Below are 20,012 nucleotides of genomic sequence, written 5' to 3' on the forward strand. Positions count from 1 at the left end.
GTATATTCACCCAGCGTCCTCAGAAAACACAACGCAGCGCTTTCCAACGGCAGACTACGATGTCCCCACGCGCAATCAGACCGAGAGACGGTGACGGCCCTGCTGGCGCGCACTGCCGAAACGTGTGACAAGCGGCTACCAAAGCAATCGAGAAACCATCAGCGCGACACAGCGGCGGGCAATAGCTAACGCTCGACGGCCTCACGCGCTCCGCCATCGTCGAGACAACCGTCCAGCCCTCTTATGTCACGGTACTTCGCTCAGCCGACGCCTGGACATCGAAAGACGCTCCGGATGCGGTAGAATCTGCAGCTTCAGGCAAGGTCAAGTCTGCCGGATTCGCGGACGCCGAACGGCGGTGAATAATTGGCACCCCACTAGCCAAGAAGAGAACCGCCAGAACGAAGAAGCCTTTGAGGATATTTTGTCCGGCATAATCCCAGCCTATGAGATTCAAGAGGCCATCCAGCAGGATAAAGAACAGGGCACCACCCCATATGCCGGCCGGCTCGGACCTGCCTCCCGTAATTAGAGTGCCCCCAATCACGACCACTGCAATGGAATCGAGGAGGTAATCGTTGCCCAATTCGACATTGGGCGCCGAAAACGAGGCCCGAAGGGCGCCCGAGAGTGCCGCGAGCACACCGCTGGTCAAATAGACGATTGTCAGGGTTTTCGTAGCGCTGACACCTGCATATTCTGATGCGCGACGGGCCTGTCCGAAAGCAAGAGTCTGTGCGCCCCAAGTCGTCCTTCCAAGCATAAGTTGGACAAAGATGGTGAAAAGCAAAACAACCAGCGCAAACGCCGGAACGCCCATCGGAGCCGATCCAAGGAAGCCTTTTAGAACCGGATCCGCCGATCCCTGGAACCCTTGGGCGAGGGTCAGCGAGACGGCCGACGCCAGTAGGCTTGTCGCGAGCGTCGCAACGATCGGCGGGATACGTATGAAAATGATCGACGCGAGGCTGACGCAGGACAGCGCAAACCCTGCAGCCATAGCGGCGGCCAACCCAAGAACCCACGAGCCAGTGGCCTCGCCCACCGCGATGGAGACGAGGCCGCCGAGCGAGAACACCTTCGCGACCGAGACGTCGATATTGCCCGCTCCGGTGCTCATGACAAGCATTTGCCCCAGCCCCACAAGCACAAGGTAGGGAGCGATCGTGAATGCAAGTGTGAGCGTCTTGGCCCCGCCTCCAGCGACCATGAAGGTCAGTATCAAAACGACGAAAGCAGCGAGAAACGACCACGTCCAGGCGGGGATTGTCAGATTGCGAAAATTCATCATTTGACCACTCGCTCAACTACCAGCCGTCCTGCGAGAACGGCGATGACGATTGCGCCTTGGACTGCGGGTTGCAAGTTCGACGACAGGTTCAGAAGTGTAAGCAGGACCGTCAGAAGGCCAAGCGTGACGGCACCGAACAGGGTTCCCCAGGCAACGGCACGGCCCCCTGTAAACACCCCTCCCCCAAGGATCACAGCGGCGATCGAACTGAGCGTGTAGCCGGGCGCCGCATTGACGTCGCCCCCGCCGATCTCGGCCGACAAGGTAATTCCGGACAGTACGCCTAAAATGCCAACGATCGCGTAGGTCAGCATTCGGGTTCGCAGCACCGACCCTCCCGAACGGATGAGCGCGTAGGGATTGCTCCCAAGGCTGCGAAACCGGGCACCAAGCCCGGTCCGCTGCATGACAAACCAGGTGATGACAGTGGCTGTGAGCATCGTGATCACGGAAACCGGTATCGACAGCGGCGGTGTCCAAAATGCATAGCTGCTCAGCCAGTCCGGCACTGAGCCACCCGGAACAGGGAGGGCGAAAAGCCCAAGGCCCAACCAGATGAATGATCCGCCCAGCGTGGCGATGAGGGATGGAACTTCGCGGAGTTGTACGAGGGCGCCCATCAGGGTGTAGCCAAGAACGCTGGCGCCCAAGGCAAGAAAACCAAGTGTCGGTGTGTCCGGAAGAATCGTCGCAACTATGGTGGTGACCATGCCGACAAAGAAGCCAATGCTGAGGTCAATATCGCCAATACTCATCATGACCATCTGCGCTTGGGAGGCGATGACCATTGCTACGATGGGCGACAAAATAAGAGTTATGCCGGTTTGCGACCATATTCGCGGCTGAATGGTCCCGCAGACAATCAGGATCACGATCATCGCCACAAGTGTAATGGCGCCAGGGAATACGCGGCGGACGAGTCCTCTTGGCACGGCGTTTCGGCTTCGGATGGGGTTCATACTAATCATGCAGCGTTGGTCTCCGATTCCGCGAACGACATCGTAATGATCCGATTGTCGGTAATTTCGGTTCCGTGCAACACACCGGCAACGCGGCCAGCCCTCAGGACATATACGCGGTCGCAATGCTGCATTTCGGAGTTTTCACTCGAGAACCAGACAATCGTCCGTCCCTTGGCGGCTTCTTCGCGGATAAGTTGATAGAGTTCTGCTTTGGTGTGCACGTCGACACCGCGGAAGGGATCATCCAACAGGATCGTCCTTGCATTCGACGCGAAAGCCCTCGCAGCAATGACCTTCTGTTGATTTCCACCTGACAGACCGGTGATCGTCGCGCGTGAGCCACCACGGATATTCAGCTTCTTCACCCATTTATCGACCAACAATTCCTCTGCATCAAATTGGCGAATACCGTGCCGTGAGAGGCTGGAGAGCGCAGATATTGTCAGGTTCCGGTCAACATTCCACAACGGCAGGATGCCAGAACGCTGACGGTCGCCGGGCACATATGCGCGCGTCGCATCGACTTTGATATCGCCGCGCTTTCCGTGCCAGATTCGATCAAGCACCTCTTCCTGGCCCTGGCCGACTATCCCGGCCAACCCGATGACCTCACCCTCTCTTGCCGTAATCTCGGTCGCCTCACCACTAACTGTCGTCATCGGGACGCGAACCACAACACTCCGGCCACCGTCGATGGCAGGCCCAAACGGTGTCGCATTTGCTTCCGTGACGAGCACCTCACCGCCCATGGCCAGCAACAGATCGCGTTCCGAAACCTCGCCGGCCCTGTGGATCGAGACGACAGCTCCGTCCTTCATCACTGCTACTCGATCGGAAACCGACAAGATCTCCCGCATCCGGTGCGAGACGAGGATCACGGCAACGCCGGTGGCTTTGAGCTTGCGCACATAGTTGTAGAGGTGATCAACTGCGCTGCCCGAAAGCGACTCCGTCGGCTCGTCGAGGATTAGGAGTTTAAGATCGTCGGTGATAGTCGCTCGTGCAATCTCTACCCGCTGGCGGTCAGCTATTGGCAGATCATCAACGTACTCATTCGGCCCGATACCGTGATCGGGAAAGATTTCCCCCAATCGCGAAACGACAGACTCGGCCGCGGCCTTGTGCCAGCACCAGCGCGGCAGCCAGCGAGCGCTGGAAAGATAGATATTGTCCCGGACGGTCAGCTCGGGGGCGAGGGAACTTTCCTGGTATGCCATGCGAACGCCAGAAAAGCCAAAGGCTCCTGGCGTGGTCATCCCGCCGATGTCAACTGTTCCGTTGTCAAGCCGTTCGAGCCCGCTGAGGAGCCGCATTAGCGTGCTTTTCCCGGCGCCATTGTGGCCAACGAGGCCGAGAACCTCACCAGCATTGACCTGTAATTCTACACCGGAGAGGGCGCGTGTGTGCCCATAGGTCTTGACAGCCTGACTGACCTGCACGAGCGGTCTGTCGCTTGCATTGGACGTTTTTATTGTCATGGCAGCATCCAACCCTGGTTCGCCTTAATTTGAACGGCCAGCGCCCCGATCGGGCGCTGGCATCTGGTATGCTCAGTGGGTTGGAACCGGTGGAAGAGCGGCCTTGTCAACGGTGCCGGCTATATTCGCTTGGATCTGCTTGTCGGCAAGCTCCTTAGTCCACTGCCACGAAGCGATTTGGTCGTCGCCGACGGCAGCGATCCACGCATCGCGCGCTTTGTCGCTGACCACGACAGGCGGGAAGACCGTGACCCTAGGGACGTTCTGACCGTTATAGATGGCGATGGCCGCGAATAGCGCTGCAACACCCTGTCCGGGATCGGACATGACCGCAACCGAACCCGGCCCCCCGTTGCCCTCGCCCCAAAATTTCAGAGCACGACCACTCGGTGCAAAGGCAACAACCGGGGCTTTACGTCCTGCCGTCAAGAATGCCTGGACCGCGCCCAAACCTTCGCCACAGCCAACCACTCCGTCGACCTCCGGCAGGCTTGCAATGATGCCCAACAGAGCTTCCTGCGCTTTGGCGGCGTCGCAAAAAGTGAAGACCTCTCCAACGACTTTGATGCCCGGCTGTGCATCCAGAAGTTTTCTCTGGACAGCGTACATCTCCTTCTCGGGCGGCGACCCCTGGACACCTCGTGCTATGAGGACATTGCCTTTGCCACCGATGCCATCAATGATTGCCTGCGTCGACAACCGGGCCCAATCGCTGAAACTGTTGGACACGACATGGGCACACTTCAGATCTGTGGAACTGTCGAAAATGACGACGACAGCATCCTGGTTGCATGCCTGCTGCAGCGTGGGATTCAGCGCTTCCGCACTCGCAGGGTTGACAATCAGGATGTCGGGCTTGTCAAGCAGCAAAGCCTTAAGCTGTGCAATCTGCTCGGTCGCCGAGTTTTCACCCGGGGCGTTCGACACCTGCCAGGAACTGATGAGCCCGTCATCTTTGGCCTTGGCGGCAGCTTTCTCGAATGCGGCGACCATAGAGCGGCGCCACGCGTTGCCCAGATAGGCATTACTCAAAGCCACGCGCGGCGTGGGCTTCTTCTCTTGTGCCAGACCCAATGAAGGCATTGTGACAGCCGACATTGCCAAAATGGCCGAGAGCACGAGGCATTTGGAAATTCGCATTTTTTCCTCCCTGTTTTGCGAACTGAGTAGTCCTTGTTGCGCGGATGAGGCGCAGGTCGCGATTACTTCGACCTCGGAGTTATCACGCGACGCGTTCAGATCGTGGCCCCGTTGCATAGCCTCCTCCCAGGGCTTGTGCTTGCTGCGCTTCAGCAGCGCGCCTTTTGGTTTGCTTGTAAGCAGCCTTTGCTTGTAAGCAGCCGTGGCACCTCGCGAACGATGGTTTATTCTAGAGAGACGTCGTCAAAGGTGACAAACGACTTTTGCTCGTGCATACGTGACTTCTTCTCACACGAAGGCAGCCGGACCGGGGAACACAGACGGTCTATTTCCTTCATTGAACGCCTTGCGTGCATGTGGGGCTGCGGCCCGTCACAAAAGCGTTACGCTTGCGGCCGCCGAACAAACGTCACGCATGGGACGGTAAGCTGGCAGCTCAAGACGCTGGAATAGCCATCGATTTTTTTGCAAAGCGCGCTTGACCGACGTAAGCTGCGAAGTAGCTGTAGCTTTGCCAAGACATCCGACGCGGCGTCATCAGGCGGCACGACGCACAGCGCGCTTATGCCGTCTCGGCCAACCTCATTCAGTTGCGGCTGACCCAGTTCGACCACTGCGAACTGAACGATGAAGAGGCAGAAGCCAGTGTCATCGCAGTACGAGGTGCAAATCGCCGTGTTGGAACCCAAGTTCGGTCAGTTCACGATGGAGCTTAGCCTGGTAAAAAAACATCGCGCCATCCGATCGTCGGCGGCAACGGGAACCCCTCCATCGTCATCGGTACGCGACCTGTTCCGTTAGACGGGGCACAAAATGATCGATCTCCCGAGAAGCCCGTTCTATTACCGATCCATGGTCAGGGCTTCGAAGCTCGTTGATGTTGAACTGATTGCGCTGATGGAGGACATCCAGGATGAATTGTTCTGCTATGGATACCGCAGAGTAACGCATGAGCTTCTTCGACGGGGACACCTTATTGACACAAAACAGGTGGCGCACGTGATGCGGGCTAACGGCTTGGGCATCAAGCCGCGCAAACGCTATGTCCGCAAGACAGATCCGGGCAGCCCGTGGACTACTTGGTTCGCCATCTCGCTCTTGCACTGGGTATCGCCCGGCGAGGCGACTTGGGTATCGTCTCGGGGTACCGGTTAGCAAAGACGCGCCGAGGCGAGCCGTTCGCCGATATCATCGGCCGCCGCCCGCGCCACCGAACACGATCGGCATCGATGACTGGGCGTGGCGTCGTAGTCATCGATACGGCACAATCATTTGCGAACTTGGACGCCGAAAGGCGATCGCGTTGTTGCCTGGCCGTGAGCCCGCAACCGCCGAGGCCTGGCTGGTTTAGCAGCCCCAGATCGAGGTGAACTCGCTCACCCTCAATAGCGGGAAGAGCGCAAGTGCATCTCGGCAGTTCGTCTTCACTCTGTCGCCGGGCCTCGTTGAGATCAGCGACGAAGCGACATCCTTACAGTCATGGCCGAACGAGCATATCAGTCGATAGAGGCCACAAGCGGTCGGGCCCGCTCATAGTAGAAATGTACGCGATCAAACTTTGCTGTGTTCACTGAATAATGCCGAGCATCTCGCAATCAGATGCGCCTCGCCGATATACCGGATCTTTTTATTCCATGCCACGCCTCGTCCTCCTATCACGAGGGTCGGCTCGGACTATCCGAGCACCCCTGAAGACCAGTTCAGGGCGAGCACCCTCAGGCACTAAGATGGATGGACATATGGTCCTGCTCTGAACCCTGTCACATGATCCGTGCCCCATTGTGCAGCGGGAGGCCAGCAATCCCAACCTCAAATTTCTGCAACGTGCCAGTTTCAGTTTCGGTCACGTAGATAGCCGTCTCGTCTCCAGCGCCGAAAACGAGGTTTGTCGGCTGGTTACCATCTGTTGCGATCCGCTGTTTGACGCGCCCGGAGGGATCCAGCACAACAACCTCACCCTGAGCATAGACAGCCACATAAAGATTGCCATTCTGGGCAAATTTCATTCCATCCGGTCCATGGAAGGTAAGCAAAGGCTCTTCCGGATCGGTGTTTCCCCATAGCTCAAGCGGACCGACGCGCTCGGGCGACCATTCACACCGCCAGATATTCCCGCCCAGCGTCTCCGCGATATAAAGATGCTGATGCTCCGGGCCGAAGGCGATACCGTTGGTGAAGCGTATTCCGGTGAACAGCTGTTTGATGTCGCCAGTCTTTGGATCAAGGCGATAAACTGCACCTTTGTATTCTATCTCATTCCAGTCAGGGCGAACGAAGCCGTTGGGGGAAAGCTCCACCACACCGATACCGCTGTCGGTGAAATAGAGCATGCCATCAGGTCCGAAGCATAAATCGTTGGGGAAGAGCAACGGCGAACCAAGATAACTGGTGCAAACGACTTCTGTATTTCCGGACATATCCATCTTCAGGACAGCCGGCGGATTGGTTTCTGCTATCCAGATCGCTCCGTCCGCGTCAGTGGCGAGACCGTTTGGCCTGCCGGTACGCGCAATCTCTCTGCGTTGCTGTGCGTTCTCCGTCAAATGGCTCACGCAACCACGCTCCGCCCCCATCTCAACCACGAGAAACTCGCCTTTCGCCAGGGCAACGGGGCCTTCGGGCGCGCTCAGGCCTGTACAATATTCCATTCTTGCCTCCCCAATTTGTCTGCCGCACAAGCGTCACCGCGATGCGCTGCGATCTTTGTTTTCAGTTCCTCACTACGAATTCACGCAGAGCGGAGATCCTGCGAAATAGATGGTCGCCGATCTGCAAACCCTCGATCACTTCACACTCGCCACTCAGGGCACCTGCCGGCTTCAGGTTGACTTTGAAGCTGCCACCGGACAGTTCGTCGATCTTGGCGGCAAAAACCTTGGCCCTGTCGCCATAGTGCGACTCGAGCGGCGCGGTGAAGGCAAGTTTGAAGTCTTCCGCCATGGCAGCAGAGTTGAAAATCCCTGCGGCGAGAATGATGCCGATGCGCATTTGGTTTTCCTCCTGATGCGCGTAGAGATGTGTTGCCAGTTAGTTGCGAATAGATTTTCGCAGATCTTGAAATCAGGAAATTCGGTCAGCGGCGGTCATTGTTGGTGGATATTTCGCCAGCATTTCCGAAAGTGGCGACCCGGGCTTAGCACCCCGTGCCCGCGCAGCCTTGTTGACGAAACTGATCACTCCATGCTGCAACATGTCGCGAGGATCGCCTATTCGACCGGTCATGCAGTTGATGGCAACTGCGGCCAAGCCTTCAACGTCCATCCGGGTCAGCGCGGCGATTCCTGCATGGTCGCAACCGACCCCCGCATCGTTGAAGACCGTAAGGCCTGGACGGAACCGAATGGCATAATCACCCGCGGGGATACCGCCATGCGATCCGGTCACGACGATCTTGTCGGCGTCCCCCGGAGTCAGCATTGATACGGAGTCCAGCACAACAATATCGTTGTCACCGCAAGTGGCACTGCATCGCAGGAGGGTAGAGACATCACGGTCTTCGATTTCTCGTTCCACCGGTGCATCCCCGTACAGAATCTCAGCCGCTTCCAACAGTTTCTGGTCGCTGCGAACGCCAAGGGCGGTGGCGGCAGGATTTGCATGGCTAATGCGGCCATGCACCCACATGTGTTCGCCATTACCGATTCGCGCCGACGTGCAACCAACCGCGGCTGCGGGCAGACCGGCGCGCTCCAGCACGTCCAACCCCGCAATGCCAGCCCCGTCCTTGCCACCTCCGGCGTCGTTGAAGATCACCCCGAGAAGGCGCTTGCCAAGAACGAATTTGGCCGAAGACAGTCCGCCGTGGGACCCTGATACCACCACCGAACCTGCATGAGCTTCGGAAATGATCGTGATCGTGTCACACACGAAAATCCTGCAGTCGCTAACGGTCTTCGGCCAAACGTTCATGTTTCAAACCGCCTGCGTTATCGACCTGATCGACTTGACCATTTCGTCTTTTTCAAACACCTGACGCCACTCGGGGTTCAGAAGTTTCGGCTTGGCGTCCTCGATTGCCTTCAGGCACCCGTCCGACATCGCCGTCCCCTTTATGTGCCCGAAGATGATGGCGGATTCCGCGTAGATGTGCCCCAGTGTGAAGTCGCGAGCCATCTCATAGGGAACGCCGCGCTTCTCCGCTTCGAGAATGGCTTCATTGATGAGGGTCAGGCAGGTGGCAACGACCGTTTCCGACAACACGGGCTCAAGAATGGCCATCTGTTCGACGGTCGCACGATGCACCTGCGATACCGGGGCGTAAAAGCAACTGGCTAGATCGGCACCAAACGCGAAATGCTCTTCCGGGCCCTGCATCAGGGCGCAGACGATCGCCTGTCTTGCTCCAGCGCCGCCGAATGTGTCGCGTGCTGCGGTCTCGTCGGCTTCCCAGTTGAACATCGACGGATGGCAGGGGTGTGCAATGAAATAGCTCAGATCCGAGCGATCCGGCATATCGCCGGCATAGGGGGCGGCGGCATCCAGAACGATGACCATCGTGCCGGCCCGCAGTTTGGGCGCAATCTGCGCGGCGATGCGACCGATGGCGTTGTCCGGAACCGCGAGGATCACAGCATCGCAATCGGAGAAGTTGACGTCTCCACTGCAGGTCCGCCCCAATTCGGCTTCGAAAGCGGCGCGACGCTCGGCGTTCACTTCGGCATAAATAACTTCATAGGCGGACCGCGACAGATTGCGAGCCAGCCGCATTCCCATTTTTCCGCCCGCTCCCAACAGGATGACCTTGTTCATTTCCTATTCTCACCTCCGATTTGTTCAGAACTGGGTTCTGAAATTGAGCTTTTCTGGATGAAAAGCAGCGATTTTGCGTTCGGCCACAACACCTTGACTACTGAGGAATTTCGACTGTCTGACTGTGGCATCAGGCGGCCCTCCCCCCGTTGCGAACGATAGAGAAGAATTCCGGTGGCCCCATCTGGCCACCTTTGAGGGCGACTTCGTACCTGGTCTCGTGCGGATCTGAGGAATGTGCGAGGCATAGCGGCACGCCCGGCGCGATCGGAGCGAGGAACGTCAATGCCTGGATACCCAGCTTCAGGGCCGCATGGCCCGATGTGTCGCCGCCGGCAATTGCTGCGCGTGCGACTTTTCCGTCGTGCATGACGCGACAAACCGTCTCGCCCAGCCCTGCGCCGATGCGTTCGTTTGCCATCTCGGTCGAAGTGCCGCTTGTCCGGATTGCATCCTTCATGCGGGCAAGTGCCGGGTCATCCGGTCCGACGGCCGTATACATCAGCGGCGAGCGCCCCGCACCCAGTGCCACCAAAGCCAGATCCCCCGCGCGACCGAGTTCGCTTTGCCATGCTTCAGGATCCACAGCCAGCGCCGCATCAAGCCGGATCAGCTCGAAACCTGCTTCTTCGGCATGCGCAATCTGTTTCGCCGTGACAGGCGAGCAGGAGCCCGATGCGCAGACAATTCCTTGGGTCGGGCCTGCGTGAAACTCCTGAGCGGGAGCGACGGGCAGCAGGCTTTCCGATCTCCAATAGGCAATCAGAGCCTGTTCCAGGCCTTGTGAGCCGACAGCAAACTGCCGCGCGCCGCGGTTGGTCCAGATCAGTCGGCCAGCCTCAATCAGCGTGGCGTTGTTGATCACATCAAGCGCGACGATCTCCGCGCCGCGATCACGTTCCGCACGCAGGGCCTCATCCGATCGGCCGTGCGTCATGGCAACGAAATCGATCAGACCGATCGAGCGATCTGTCTGCCCGGCCAGGTGACGGCGTACATCGGCCTCGTTCATCGGAGTGACCGGATGGTGTGCCATGGTAGGGTGACGATCCAGCCGGTGAACCGTGTCGCCTGCCAGGGCAAACAGATTGCCGAACGTCTGGTAGCGCCCGATATCCGGTGAGGCCACGACAAGCGGGATCCAGCCGCCGCCAAAGATCGGGGCCGCCAAGTCGATCGCGTGACCGATCGAGCCAAGCTCGGCGGATGAATCAAAGGTCGAGCAGACCTTGTAATGGGTGATCGCAGCGCCCAGGTCGGCAAGCACATGATAGATGGGCGGCAGATGCTGGCTCATCCAGGACCGGTTCTGAGAGCGGGCAATCCCCGCAATGCCGATCGCACGGCAATCGCTGAAGTGGGAAAGCTGTTCGGCATCAGGTGCTTGCAGGAACAGCACCGCAGGCAAACCCGCGAGGGTCATCGCCTCAAGGACGGCGGTCGACCCTGTGAAGTCGTCGCCGTAGAACCCGAGCAACGGGCCGCCGGGTAAAGCGGGCATTGTCATGCTGCTTGGCCCATCAAGGACCGCGCCAATGCGGGATGGTCCCGGGCGGCCTCTTGAAGGCTGATCCCATCAATGGACGCTTCATAGGCCCGGCGCAAGCTGCTCACGCCCGCGGCTGGTCCGTCCGGATGAGCCATGATTCCGCCGCCGGCGGCCACCATGAGGTCCGCACTACCCAATCCCGCACAGGTTGCAGGAGCCTGAAGAGCCGTTTGCGCGGAAGAGAAGACCGGCATGGCGATGCAGGGCTTGGCGTCGAACATCGGCGTCAGGCACGTCTTTGCCGACGCGATGACACTGTCGTCGCTTTCGGAGAACTTGCTCTGCAGACCGTTCACGTGCATGTGGTCCGCCCCTGCCAGACGCCACAACTTCTGCCAGGCTACATAGGACCAGCCCAGCATGGGATGGCGGGTAAGGTAGCCCCAACCGTTGCGATGCGCGTGGATCGGCAGGGCGGTGTGCCGGCCCAGCTCGATCATTCCGACCAAGCCAACCGAGTTGAGGCTCGCCATGACGCAGGTGCCGCCGTGTTCGACCACCACATCGTGACGGCGGCGCATTTGATCAAGATCCCCCGTCAGGTTGAAGGCAAACATCACCTTCTTGCCAGTCCGGTCGGCGTGGCGGTTGATGGTGGCCATAACGGCGCGTACACGATCGTTGAATGGGCAAGTCGGACCGTCCGCTTGCAGTTCGTCATCCTTGATGAAGTCGATGTCGGCCTCGCACAGTGTCTGCACGAGATTCGCGGTTTCTTCAGGACTGAAACCAACAGACGGTTTCACGATAGATCCGATCAGCGGTCCTTTCGTCACCCCGGTCAATTTCCGCGTCCCCGCGACGCCGAAACGCGGACCTAGGTAGGCCGAGGCAAAGGCTTCAGGCAGGCGCATGTCAAGCAGGCGCAAGCCGGAAAAGTCACGCAATTCGAAAAGATTACCAGCCACGGTCGCGACAAGGTTGGGCAGGGATGGCCCAATATTGTCGATCGGCCACGACAGCGTGACGCGGGCTGTCTTGATCGGTGCATTGTCATAACGCGCCGCCCCCGGAAGCGAAGGCAGATCGGCTTCGGCAATGACCTCGACGGACTCGACCCGGGCCGCGGCGCGCGCTTTCAGCTCAGGCGTCTCGCCGGGCACCTTGGCAAAGGTGCCACTGGACTGTTCACCTGCCATCACCTCCGCGGCTTTGTGCGGATTGTTCGCGGTTTCGATGATGTAATCGGCTTCGAAGCGTTGAAGGGCCATTCTCTTATCCTCGTGTGTAGACGCGTTTCAGGCGACCGATCCCCTACCGGTCGACGGAGACAGGTAAGTCACCGCCCCATTGTTGCCTGGTCAGACCGAGACGGCCTGACGTGATGATTGATTAGTTTGCCCATGCCTTGGGAATTACGGCCGACGGAACCAATGCGGCTAAGCCGCGCCGGACCAAACGCGCGGCGGCAATTGTCACGAATGTGACGACACAGACTGGATGTGTGCAATACTTCTGCAGAAGTCCTTTATCATAGCCCCTCCCAAGGTCCGTATCTCACGGGTTTGAGCGCCACACATGCGCCGGTCTGCTCCGGTCAATGCGTGCAGTCCATCGTTCCTGACGCGATATTGACGGCCGACGATGCGCGTGACAAACGACTTATGTTCGTCTATGTATGACTTAATGTCACGCATGAGCACGGACGGTCTGTGGATATCTGATGAGTGTGCTTCCATCACTGAATGCCCTGCGAGCCTTCGAGGCTACTGCGCGTCATAAGAGCATTTCGCTTGCGGCAGCTGAACTCAACGTCACGCACGGGGCGGTAAGCCGGCAGGTCAAGGCACTGGAAGCGACGCTGGCTCAGCCATTGATTGTTCGCAAGGTGCGCTCGATCGACGTCACTCCCGAAGGGATCATCCTCGCTGAGGGGGTGGCGGCGGCGTTCAAGACGATCCATACCACACTCGAAGACATGCGGCCGGGACCGCTTTCGCTTTCCTGTTCCCCTTCCATGGCGATGTGTTGGCTGGTTCCGCGCATGAGCCTGTTCTACGAACGGCATCCGGGAATCGAGATTAAGCTCGACATGAACTACGATCGGATAGACTTTGGTCGTGACAATACCAGCATTGCCATCCGGAACAGCACGATCGAGCCGAAGAGGAATATCATAATCCGCGACCTTGGCGTGGAATGGATCGGCCTAGTCTGCTCGCCTGAGCTTGCTCAATCGCTAGACATCCGGAACCTATCAGATATTCCGAAAACAAGATTGCTCACGACACAGACTAGGCCGACGGCTTGGCGCGAGTGGCTCGACAGTTCGGATGCGGAGGGGGCGCACTTGCCTCCTCAGACGGAATTCGCGCATTTCTATCTCATGCTTCAGGCGGCCTCCTCCGGTCTGGGCCTCGCTGTCGCGCCTTACATGCTTGCGCTACATGACTTGTCACTTGGACGCCTAGTCGCCCCGTTCGGATTCGTTCCAGGACCACGAAAAACGAATCTGTGGATCGCGCCGCAAGCGCAGGATCGGCGAGACGTGCGCGCATTAGAGCGATGGATAATCTCCGAAATGACGCTCCATTCGGAACCTGACAACAAACCTGCCGACTAGTCGCCCGGCCCTGGAGCAGGACATTGTCGATGGCGGTTACTGGCTGCGCCGTCCAGGCCCCAATGCCGAACTGGTTGTCGCCTATACCGGCGCCGTTGCACCCGAGGCCATTGAGGCGGTCGGCATGATGGCGGAGGACCGCCGTGATGTCGGCCTGCTGGCGGTGACATCAGCCGATCGGTTGAACGCCGGCTGGACGGCGGCGAGCCGCGCGCGCGAACGCGGTGTCGTCCATGCCAGAAGCCATATCGAGAAGCTGTTGGTCGACCTGCCGCCGCATTGCGCGATCGTTACCGTCACCGACGGCCATCCGGCAGCCAAGTGAGTGCGCAACCTCATGATCCGATCCCATAGTCGTGCCCCAGATTGTCCGGCGGCTATTTGGTTTACTGATCCAGGTTGATGATCGCCAACCCACTGTCGCGCCAATTAATGGGGCGGCGTTGCAAGCGGCATAAGCAATTATTTGCGTAGCACCGGAAGGTGGGGACCCTGCGCCTACGGGATGAGAGGAGCATCGCGGCTGGGGGGTCACCTGGCATCTTTACCGTTGCCTATCAACTACTCACTCAGCCCACCCGACAGCACGACCCCAGGTCGCGAGTGGAGAGAATCGTTCAAGCGGGCGCGAAAATGAGCAATGGCTTTCCTTTATAGTCTATAGACTTTGTATAGTTTGCGTCCGGAGTACCAAATGGAGGAATCGACCATGAGCCTGGAATTGCGCACACCGAATGAGGCGAAGGATCGAAGGCTGGAGCCGAGACCGGAACTTTCCGACCAGGTGGTTCTCCCTGGTGGCCAAGCACTCTTTTTGAGCGAAAGCATTGAAGGACTGGATGAAGGCTCGCATTTTCTCGACGCTTTGAAGCCGGAAGAATTGGAAAGCCTCAACAGTCATGGCCGGCATCTCGCCTTCTCGGCCGGTGACGCGATCTTCACCCAGGGCGACCGGCACGATGGCATTTTCATAATCACAAGCGGCCAGGTTCGGGTCTTCTACACCGCTCCCTCGGGGCGAGAAATCACACTCGCCTATTGGACGGCCGGCCATTTTATCGGCGGTCCTGAAATGACCGGTGGCGGCGCTCATATCTGGTCCGGCGAAGCGCTGAGCGACTGTGAGATCCTGTTCCTGCCAGCCTCCGTGCTCAAGAGGCTCGTGGTGGGACTTCCGGGCTTCGCTCTCTGTCTTGTGCAGGGGCTGCAGGACCATGCCAACGCTGTCGCCCACAAGAACTATATCGCAGTGAGGATCGACCAACCTGGCCATTGGAGTGGTATAGGCGGTGAGGCAGACAAGCGGCACGCCGCCCTTGCGAAGCCGAATGTCCGGTGGCGTTAACGCTTTGCTCTTGCCCACAGCGCTCATCGAGCCTCCTCGTTGTGGCCAGGGCCACGAATTGGCACATGGCGTATGGTCAGGGGCAGTCTCGCGCGGGAGACCAACCGACGGTCAGGGATCGCTGAGGAACAGTCCGCTAGAACTTGAGCTCGTCGTTGGACACGGTTGATACAATCCGCTGCAGCCTGTACATGTGCTCGGCCATCGCGATCGCGTTGTCTCGATCCAGGTCCTCCGTTCGCTGGAAGGACTCCATCTCGATGCGAATTGCTGACTGCGGGTGGGCCGCGATCTGGCCAGCGATCCTTTCGGCCGCCTCGAAGACGGCAGCGTCTGGAACGACTTGGTTTACCAAGTGAATCCGAAGTGCCTCGGCAGCGTCGATCGGCTCGCCTGTAAGCAACATCTGCAACGCAACGGCCCGCGGGATGTGCCGATGGATAAGCGTGAGGCCACCCCCGCCTCCCATCCCGTACTTGATCTCGGGGAGGCCGAAACGAGCGCCCTCCCCGGCAATCCGGATATCCGTCAGATGGAGCAAGTACATCATGCCCCTGCCCAAGCACCACCCGCTGACGGCGGCGACTATCGGCTTGAAGCGCCTCATGGACATGACCTCGCGGTCATGCCCAGGGAAGCCGGGTTCGCGGATATCCGCATCCAGCGGATAGAAGTGCCGTGTCAGCTTTTCCGACGGGTCCAGCTGACGCTGCTTGAACTTAAGGTCGTCTCCGGCGGAAAAGGCACGCTCGCCGGCACCTCGAAGTATGCCTACCTTAACCGCCGGATCGGCCTCGAAAGCCTTCAAGGCGTCGTGGAGTTCGCGATGCATCGGAGGGTCAATCGCGTTGACCTTGCCGTTCTCGATCGTGAACGTAGCGACTGCTCCCGCCACTTCGTAACTTATCGGCATGCGAACCTCCTGCCTAGATTATTAGAGCGGGACGCCCTTCGGGAACACCGGGGCGCGCTTCTCTTGGAAAGACTTGACGCCCTCCGCGACTTCCGGCCCGTTGAATCCCATGTACTCCAGGGCAAGGGACGTGTCGAAGATCGGCCCTGCCTGGCGCAACCAGTTGTTCAGAGAGTACTTAGTCCAACGGATCGCCGACTGCGCGCCGTCGGCGAGCCTGACCGCCACATCCAGGGCGGTAGCGTCCAGTTCCTCGTCCTCGGTCACCATCGAAAGCAGGCCGATCCGCTCAGCCTCGGCACCCTCAAGCTTGTCGCAGGTAAGCAGATAGTACTTGGCCTTGGCCATGCCGCAGAGGAGGGGCCAGATGATGGTGGCGTGATCGCCAGCGGCAACCCCAAGACGCGTGTGGCCGTCCACAAGTTTGCAGTTGCGCGTGGCGATCGAAACGTCAGCCAGCATGCCTACCACCATGCCGGCGCCGACAGCAGCGCCGCGCATGGCGCTGACGACCGGTTTGCTGCAGTTGACGATGTTGTAGACGAGGTCACGGGCTTCCTTCCAGCTGCGCGCACGCGCTTCGAAGGATCCCATCACTTCCTCGACCGCCGTGAAATCACCGCCAGCGGAAAACACCTTGCCGGCTCCGGTGATGAGCACCACGTGCACCGAGGGATCCTCGTCCGCGTCCCGCCAGATCGTGACGAGTTCCTTTGCCATCACTTCATCGACGGTGTTCATTTTTCCGTTCGTGAGCGTGACCCGCAGAACATTTTCGTGGGGTCGGTCGCAAACGAGACGGGAGTAGCGGCTAAAACGATCGGTCACTCTATCACTCCATGTGTGTGTAGCTCCCGCCAGCTTTCCCAAATCGACCGTGAATGTTCCAATACCATTTTGATTATTTGTCGGCTGGGTAGCGTTATGACCGCCGCCCACCCATAACGGAGCGGCCAACGTCCAATTCCCAAATGCAATTGGCCGTCACCAGCCTCGGTCGCCATGGTGGGCAGCCAAATGCAGATGGGAGGCGCAAGTATGCCGAATACGGCGGTGATCCATACAACCGAGATTGATCCGGCACTGGTCGATTACAATGGTCACCTTACCGAATGGGCGTACTATCGCATCTTCTCAGACGCGCTGACCAAGCTGTTTGGAGATATTGGCGTCGGTAAGGAGCATCGCAGCAGAACTGGCGGCACCATGTATTCGCTCGAGAGCCACGGCATCTTCATCAAGGAGGTTCGGCCCCCGGCAACCCTCGAGGTAAGCTGCCGCGTGCTGGACTTCGACCCGAAGCGAACGCACCTCGTCCTGGACCTCCATCACGGCGAGAACCATCTTGCTTCCTACGAGAACGTGTCCCTCTACGTTCGCCAAAGCCCGGTTGGGGTGCCCAGGGCCTCAAGCATGCCAGACGAGACAATCGCCTGGCTGAATGCGCAAAGGGAAATCTCGGACAACTCCAAATGGCCTCCATTCGCTGGGCGCGGTCTCTCGCTTCGTCGGAAAGCGAAATGAGTTCTGGGCCTCGCTATCCCGTTCCGGGCGTAAACTACCGGAGTTCAACGGAGGCTCAGAACTGGCTAGCGCTCGGCGCGTGGACAAATCGGCTGGCAGGCGATCTTCCGCGTGACGCAGCCCGGCAGTGGGCTAGCCGAGATGCGATCGTGTCGGAAGCGCGGTCGCTGTCGTTTGCCGAGTTCGACGATCTGACTGAAAGGCTGGGAGCAGGTTTGCTGCTGGCGGGTCTCCGCCCTTCCGAGCGAGTGCTCTTCCAGATGGGCACCTGCATCGCGACCGCCGTTTGCCTCTTCGCGTGCTTCAAGGCGGGCCTCATCCCGGTTTGCTCGATCCCGCAATTCCGTCGACGCGAAATGGAGCAACTGATCGACGCCACAGGCGCCGCTGCCCATTTCGTCCAGACGGACGCCAGCCGTAGCGCGGATCTCGCAGCGTTCAGCAGGGAATTGGCGCGGGACCATCCCCAACTTCGCCTTACGCTGGCGGGCCAGGGGGATCTTGCCGGCTCGGAATCAATGGAGGCGCTGATCGCTGGCGTCACATCCAGTCAAGCGCGGCAGGTGCTTTTGGACGTCGATATCGACCCCGAAGACCTGATGAAATTCCAGCTTTCCGGCGGCTCGACAGGCGCGCCAAAAATCATACCTCGTTTCCACGGAGAGTACCTTCAACACAGCCTCGATTGGGCCAAGCAATTCGGAAAGTCGAAGGATTCCGTCTGCCTCTGGTCCTTGCCGCTCATTCACAACGGCGGGCAGATTTGGGCACTCTTCCCGACGTTCCTCCTCGGCTGCAAGCTGGTCTTGTGCGAGAACGACATAGACGCGGTGTTCGACGCCATCCACAGGCACGGCATAACCCACGGCCTCAGCATCGGACCTATCGCCCCTCAAATCCTCGCCCACAAGAACATCCCTAAAGACAAACTCAAGTCGCTGCGAATATTCGGGTGCATGAACAGGGCCGGCGCGCTTGAGGACGCCCTGGGCGTTCCGTGCGCCAATGTCTACGGCATCACGGAAGGGTTCGTTGCTGTAGCGCCTCCATCCTCGGACCCCCACTGGCGTCACGAAACCAACGGAATGCCGGCTTCTCCGCACAACGAGCTTTCGGTTTTGCAGCCCGACAGCGAGGAGCCGGTTGAGAGCGGAGGTGTCGGGGAACTCTGTTTCCGGGGTCCGTCAAGCCTGGTTGGATATTTCAACGATCAGGCTGCCTCCGCTGCCGCCTATACGAGCACAGGACTTTTCCGGACCGGCGATCTCGTGCGCACAGAACAAAGGGGCCAGCAAGACTGGATCGTCTTCATGGGACGGGCCAAGGACAATATCGATCGTGGCGGAGAGAAGTTCGGCGTCGAGGACATCGAAGTGCTGCTCGGAACCCACCCGAGCATTGCAGATGGCAAGGTCGTCGCCATGCCGGACCCTGTGATGGGCGAGCGCGCCTGTGCCTTCCTGGTGATGCGTCCGGGCCACTCTACGCCCGGCGTGGAGGAGTTGGGGGAATTCTTGCGATCCAGCGGGCTAGCCCGCTTCAAGTGGCCAGAGCGAATCGAGGTGATCAACGCGATGCCAACCACTGGCGTCGGGAAGCTTGATCGAAACAGGCTTCGACAGTTGGCTCGGGATTTAGTTCAGCAGGAAAAAATGGCGGCGGATTGAAAGGGATCAAAGTGCCGATAGCGCTCGAATTGAAAGACAGAATGGCCGTCATCACGATCGACAGGCAGGAACGCCGAAACGCGCTGGACAACGAGGCTCTGGAAAATCTCATCCGGACGTTTGACGAGCTCCGCCTGCGCGAGGTGTCGGTAGTGGTGCTCACAGGAGCGGGAGAGAAGGCCTTCTCTGCTGGCTCCGACCTCAAGGCGGTCGCCAGCTACAGCAAGCTCGAAGCAGCCTACCACTCGCATTTGTTTCAGAAGTGCGCGCAGACCATCGACGAATTCCCGGCCGCGACAATTGCAGCCATTGAGGGGTACTGCCTAGGAGGCGGCCTCGAAATAGCGCTCGCATGCGACTACCGGATCTCCAGCAGCAGCTCAATCTTCGGCTTTCCGGAAATCCTGCTCAACGCCATCCCGTCCGGCGGCGGGACGATCCGGGCCCCTCGTGCTATGGGGCTGGCACGCGCCAGGGAACTGCTGATGTTCGGCAACAAGATCGACGCCCACCAGGCCTATGACAGGCACATGGTGAGCACGCTGGTGGAACCGGGAACAGCGGCTTCGAAAGCAATCGAGTTTGGCGGCGACTACGCGGCCAAAGTTGATCCCTACGTGGTCGGCCTTCTCAAGCGGGCGCTCATGGCCGGCGCTGACAACGGGGTCGGCAGCGGTCAGATTGTGGCTCTGCTTGCGGACATGGCGGCGACCCAAACAGATGCATTCAGCTCTGGGATCAAGGATTTCAAGAAGCAGTAGATTTTCGCAGTTCCGGGCAGCATAAAACGGCCGGACCACGAGACGCAGGGTCTTGTGGTCCCGCCTGCCC

17 protein-coding genes and 3 pseudogenes are annotated in these 20,012 nt (G+C 59.1%); 7 read left to right on the top strand and 13 right to left on the bottom strand.

The features are described from left to right. Positions 1–241: 241 nt before the first annotated feature. The 4 genes from L4923_RS10075 to L4923_RS10090 all read right to left on the bottom strand — a co-directional run bounded on the left by L4923_RS10075 (position 242) and on the right by L4923_RS10090 (position 4,988). A complete protein-coding gene (locus tag L4923_RS10075; protein ID WP_239364331.1) occupies positions 242–1,291 on the bottom strand; it encodes an ABC transporter permease in 1,050 nt (349 codons plus the stop codon). After that, positions 1,288–2,163, bottom strand: coding sequence for an ABC transporter permease (locus tag L4923_RS10080; protein WP_239364332.1), 876 nt, complete (start codon positions 2,161–2,163; stop codon positions 1,288–1,290). Before L4923_RS10080 ends, L4923_RS10075 begins: the two co-directional genes overlap by 4 nt. Positions 2,164–2,255: 92 nt before the next feature. Further along, positions 2,256–3,731 carry an ATP-binding cassette domain-containing protein gene (locus tag L4923_RS10085; protein WP_239364334.1) on the bottom strand — a complete coding sequence of 492 codons (1,476 nt, stop codon included), beginning with the start codon at positions 3,729–3,731 and terminating at the stop codon, positions 2,256–2,258. 72 nt (positions 3,732–3,803) lie between these two features. Continuing rightward, positions 3,804–4,988, bottom strand: coding sequence for a substrate-binding domain-containing protein (locus L4923_RS10090; RefSeq protein WP_239364336.1), 1,185 nt, complete (start codon positions 4,986–4,988; stop codon positions 3,804–3,806). A gap of 696 nt (positions 4,989–5,684) precedes the next feature. Between L4923_RS10090 and L4923_RS10095 the strand changes: the two genes are divergently transcribed. Next, positions 5,685–6,026 (top strand): IS3 family transposase, encoded by a 342-nt coding sequence (locus L4923_RS10095; protein ID WP_239364338.1) that lies wholly within the window; start codon positions 5,685–5,687, stop codon positions 6,024–6,026. A gap of 605 nt (positions 6,027–6,631) precedes the next feature. On the opposite strand, the gene L4923_RS10110 is transcribed toward L4923_RS10095, so the two are convergent. The 6 genes from L4923_RS10110 to L4923_RS10135 all read right to left on the bottom strand — a co-directional run bounded on the left by L4923_RS10110 (position 6,632) and on the right by L4923_RS10135 (position 12,380). Further along, positions 6,632–7,519 carry an SMP-30/gluconolactonase/LRE family protein gene (locus tag L4923_RS10110; protein ID WP_239364341.1) on the bottom strand — a complete coding sequence of 296 codons (888 nt, stop codon included), beginning with the start codon at positions 7,517–7,519 and terminating at the stop codon, positions 6,632–6,634. Between the two features lie 61 nt (positions 7,520–7,580). After that, the gene (locus L4923_RS10115) at positions 7,581–7,859 is read right to left on the bottom strand and encodes a hypothetical protein (protein ID WP_239364344.1); all 279 of its coding nucleotides are present in this window, start codon (positions 7,857–7,859) and stop codon (positions 7,581–7,583) included. A 72-nt stretch (positions 7,860–7,931) separates the two neighbouring features. After that, positions 7,932–8,780, bottom strand: coding sequence for a hypothetical protein (locus tag L4923_RS10120; protein ID WP_239364347.1), 849 nt, complete (start codon positions 8,778–8,780; stop codon positions 7,932–7,934). Between the two features lie 3 nt (positions 8,781–8,783). Continuing rightward, positions 8,784–9,620: a phosphogluconate dehydrogenase C-terminal domain-containing protein gene (locus tag L4923_RS10125; RefSeq protein ID WP_239364350.1), complete on the bottom strand. Its 837-nt coding sequence runs from the start codon at positions 9,618–9,620 to the stop codon at positions 8,784–8,786. A 130-nt stretch (positions 9,621–9,750) separates the two neighbouring features. After that, on the bottom strand, positions 9,751–11,121 hold the full coding sequence (locus L4923_RS10130; protein ID WP_343302974.1) for a four-carbon acid sugar kinase family protein: 1,371 nt from the start codon (positions 11,119–11,121) through the stop codon (positions 9,751–9,753). A gap of 2 nt (positions 11,122–11,123) precedes the next feature. Next, positions 11,124–12,380, bottom strand: coding sequence for a ribulose-bisphosphate carboxylase large subunit family protein (locus L4923_RS10135; protein ID WP_239364357.1), 1,257 nt, complete (start codon positions 12,378–12,380; stop codon positions 11,124–11,126). A 452-nt stretch (positions 12,381–12,832) separates the two neighbouring features. Here L4923_RS10135 and L4923_RS10140 point away from each other — a divergent pair, with 452 nt between their 5' ends. The 3 genes and pseudogenes from L4923_RS10140 to L4923_RS10150 all read left to right on the top strand — a co-directional run. Beyond that, a complete protein-coding gene (locus L4923_RS10140) occupies positions 12,833–13,732 on the top strand; it encodes a LysR substrate-binding domain-containing protein (protein WP_239364360.1) in 900 nt (299 codons plus the stop codon). Positions 13,733–13,742: 10 nt separating this feature from the next. Beyond that, positions 13,743–14,048: pseudogene (locus tag L4923_RS10145) on the top strand (transketolase); the annotation flags it as partial. A gap of 393 nt (positions 14,049–14,441) precedes the next feature. Beyond that, positions 14,442–14,885, top strand: a pseudogene (locus tag L4923_RS10150) (Crp/Fnr family transcriptional regulator); the annotation flags it as partial. 36 nt (positions 14,886–14,921) lie between these two features. Here the strand turns inward: L4923_RS10150 and L4923_RS10155 are convergent. The 3 genes and pseudogenes from L4923_RS10155 to L4923_RS10165 all read right to left on the bottom strand — a co-directional run. Continuing rightward, positions 14,922–15,104: pseudogene (locus L4923_RS10155) on the bottom strand (3-methyl-2-oxobutanoate hydroxymethyltransferase); the annotation flags it as partial. Between the two features lie 109 nt (positions 15,105–15,213). Beyond that, positions 15,214–15,990 carry an enoyl-CoA hydratase/isomerase family protein gene (locus L4923_RS10160; RefSeq protein ID WP_239364362.1) on the bottom strand — a complete coding sequence of 259 codons (777 nt, stop codon included), beginning with the start codon at positions 15,988–15,990 and terminating at the stop codon, positions 15,214–15,216. 21 nt (positions 15,991–16,011) lie between these two features. Beyond that, complete coding sequence (locus L4923_RS10165; RefSeq protein ID WP_239364364.1) at positions 16,012–16,818, bottom strand: enoyl-CoA hydratase/isomerase family protein; 807 nt, start codon at positions 16,816–16,818, stop codon at positions 16,012–16,014. Between the two features lie 210 nt (positions 16,819–17,028). Between L4923_RS10165 and L4923_RS10170 the strand changes: the two genes are divergently transcribed. Genes L4923_RS10170 through L4923_RS10180 form a run of 3 tightly spaced genes read left to right on the top strand, consistent with a single transcriptional unit; the run spans position 17,029 to position 19,942 of the window. Continuing rightward, complete coding sequence (locus L4923_RS10170; RefSeq protein WP_239364365.1) at positions 17,029–17,514, top strand: thioesterase family protein; 486 nt, start codon at positions 17,029–17,031, stop codon at positions 17,512–17,514. Then, positions 17,511–19,181 carry an AMP-binding protein gene (locus tag L4923_RS10175; protein ID WP_275448343.1) on the top strand — a complete coding sequence of 557 codons (1,671 nt, stop codon included), beginning with the start codon at positions 17,511–17,513 and terminating at the stop codon, positions 19,179–19,181. Before L4923_RS10170 ends, L4923_RS10175 begins: the two co-directional genes overlap by 4 nt. A gap of 41 nt (positions 19,182–19,222) precedes the next feature. Continuing rightward, positions 19,223–19,942 (top strand): enoyl-CoA hydratase/isomerase family protein, encoded by a 720-nt coding sequence (locus L4923_RS10180; RefSeq protein ID WP_239364369.1) that lies wholly within the window; start codon positions 19,223–19,225, stop codon positions 19,940–19,942. Positions 19,943–20,012 lie beyond the last annotated feature (70 nt).

It is taken from the genome of Terribium retamae (assembly GCF_022347545.1).
GTDB classification, from domain to species: Bacteria; Pseudomonadota; Alphaproteobacteria; order Rhizobiales; family Rhizobiaceae; genus Mesorhizobium; species Mesorhizobium retamae.

Excerpts from the sequence above, each read along its gene's own strand:
- L4923_RS10075 (WP_239364331.1), bottom strand. The coding sequence starts at position 1,291 with ATGATGAATTTTCGCAATCTGACAATCCCCGCCTGGACGTGGTCGTTT.
- L4923_RS10085 (WP_239364334.1), bottom strand. The coding sequence starts at position 3,731 with ATGACAATAAAAACGTCCAATGCAAGCGACAGACCGCTCGTGCAGGTC.
- L4923_RS10090 (WP_239364336.1), bottom strand. The coding sequence starts at position 4,988 with ATGCAACGGGGCCACGATCTGAACGCGTCGCGTGATAACTCCGAGGTC.
- L4923_RS10095 (WP_239364338.1), top strand. The coding sequence starts at position 5,685 with ATGATCGATCTCCCGAGAAGCCCGTTCTATTACCGATCCATGGTCAGG.
- L4923_RS10110 (WP_239364341.1), bottom strand. The coding sequence starts at position 7,519 with ATGGAATATTGTACAGGCCTGAGCGCGCCCGAAGGCCCCGTTGCCCTG.
- L4923_RS10115 (WP_239364344.1), bottom strand. The coding sequence starts at position 7,859 with ATGCGCATCGGCATCATTCTCGCCGCAGGGATTTTCAACTCTGCTGCC.
- L4923_RS10120 (WP_239364347.1), bottom strand. The coding sequence starts at position 8,780 with ATGAACGTTTGGCCGAAGACCGTTAGCGACTGCAGGATTTTCGTGTGT.
- L4923_RS10125 (WP_239364350.1), bottom strand. The coding sequence starts at position 9,620 with ATGAACAAGGTCATCCTGTTGGGAGCGGGCGGAAAAATGGGAATGCGG.
- L4923_RS10130 (WP_343302974.1), bottom strand. The coding sequence starts at position 11,121 with ATGCCCGCTTTACCCGGCGGCCCGTTGCTCGGGTTCTACGGCGACGAC.
- L4923_RS10135 (WP_239364357.1), bottom strand. The coding sequence starts at position 12,380 with ATGGCCCTTCAACGCTTCGAAGCCGATTACATCATCGAAACCGCGAAC.
- L4923_RS10140 (WP_239364360.1), top strand. The coding sequence starts at position 12,833 with ATGAGTGTGCTTCCATCACTGAATGCCCTGCGAGCCTTCGAGGCTACT.
- L4923_RS10160 (WP_239364362.1), bottom strand. The coding sequence starts at position 15,990 with ATGCCGATAAGTTACGAAGTGGCGGGAGCAGTCGCTACGTTCACGATC.
- L4923_RS10170 (WP_239364365.1), top strand. The coding sequence starts at position 17,029 with ATGCCGAATACGGCGGTGATCCATACAACCGAGATTGATCCGGCACTG.
- L4923_RS10175 (WP_275448343.1), top strand. The coding sequence starts at position 17,511 with ATGAGTTCTGGGCCTCGCTATCCCGTTCCGGGCGTAAACTACCGGAGT.
- L4923_RS10180 (WP_239364369.1), top strand. The coding sequence starts at position 19,223 with ATGGCCGTCATCACGATCGACAGGCAGGAACGCCGAAACGCGCTGGAC.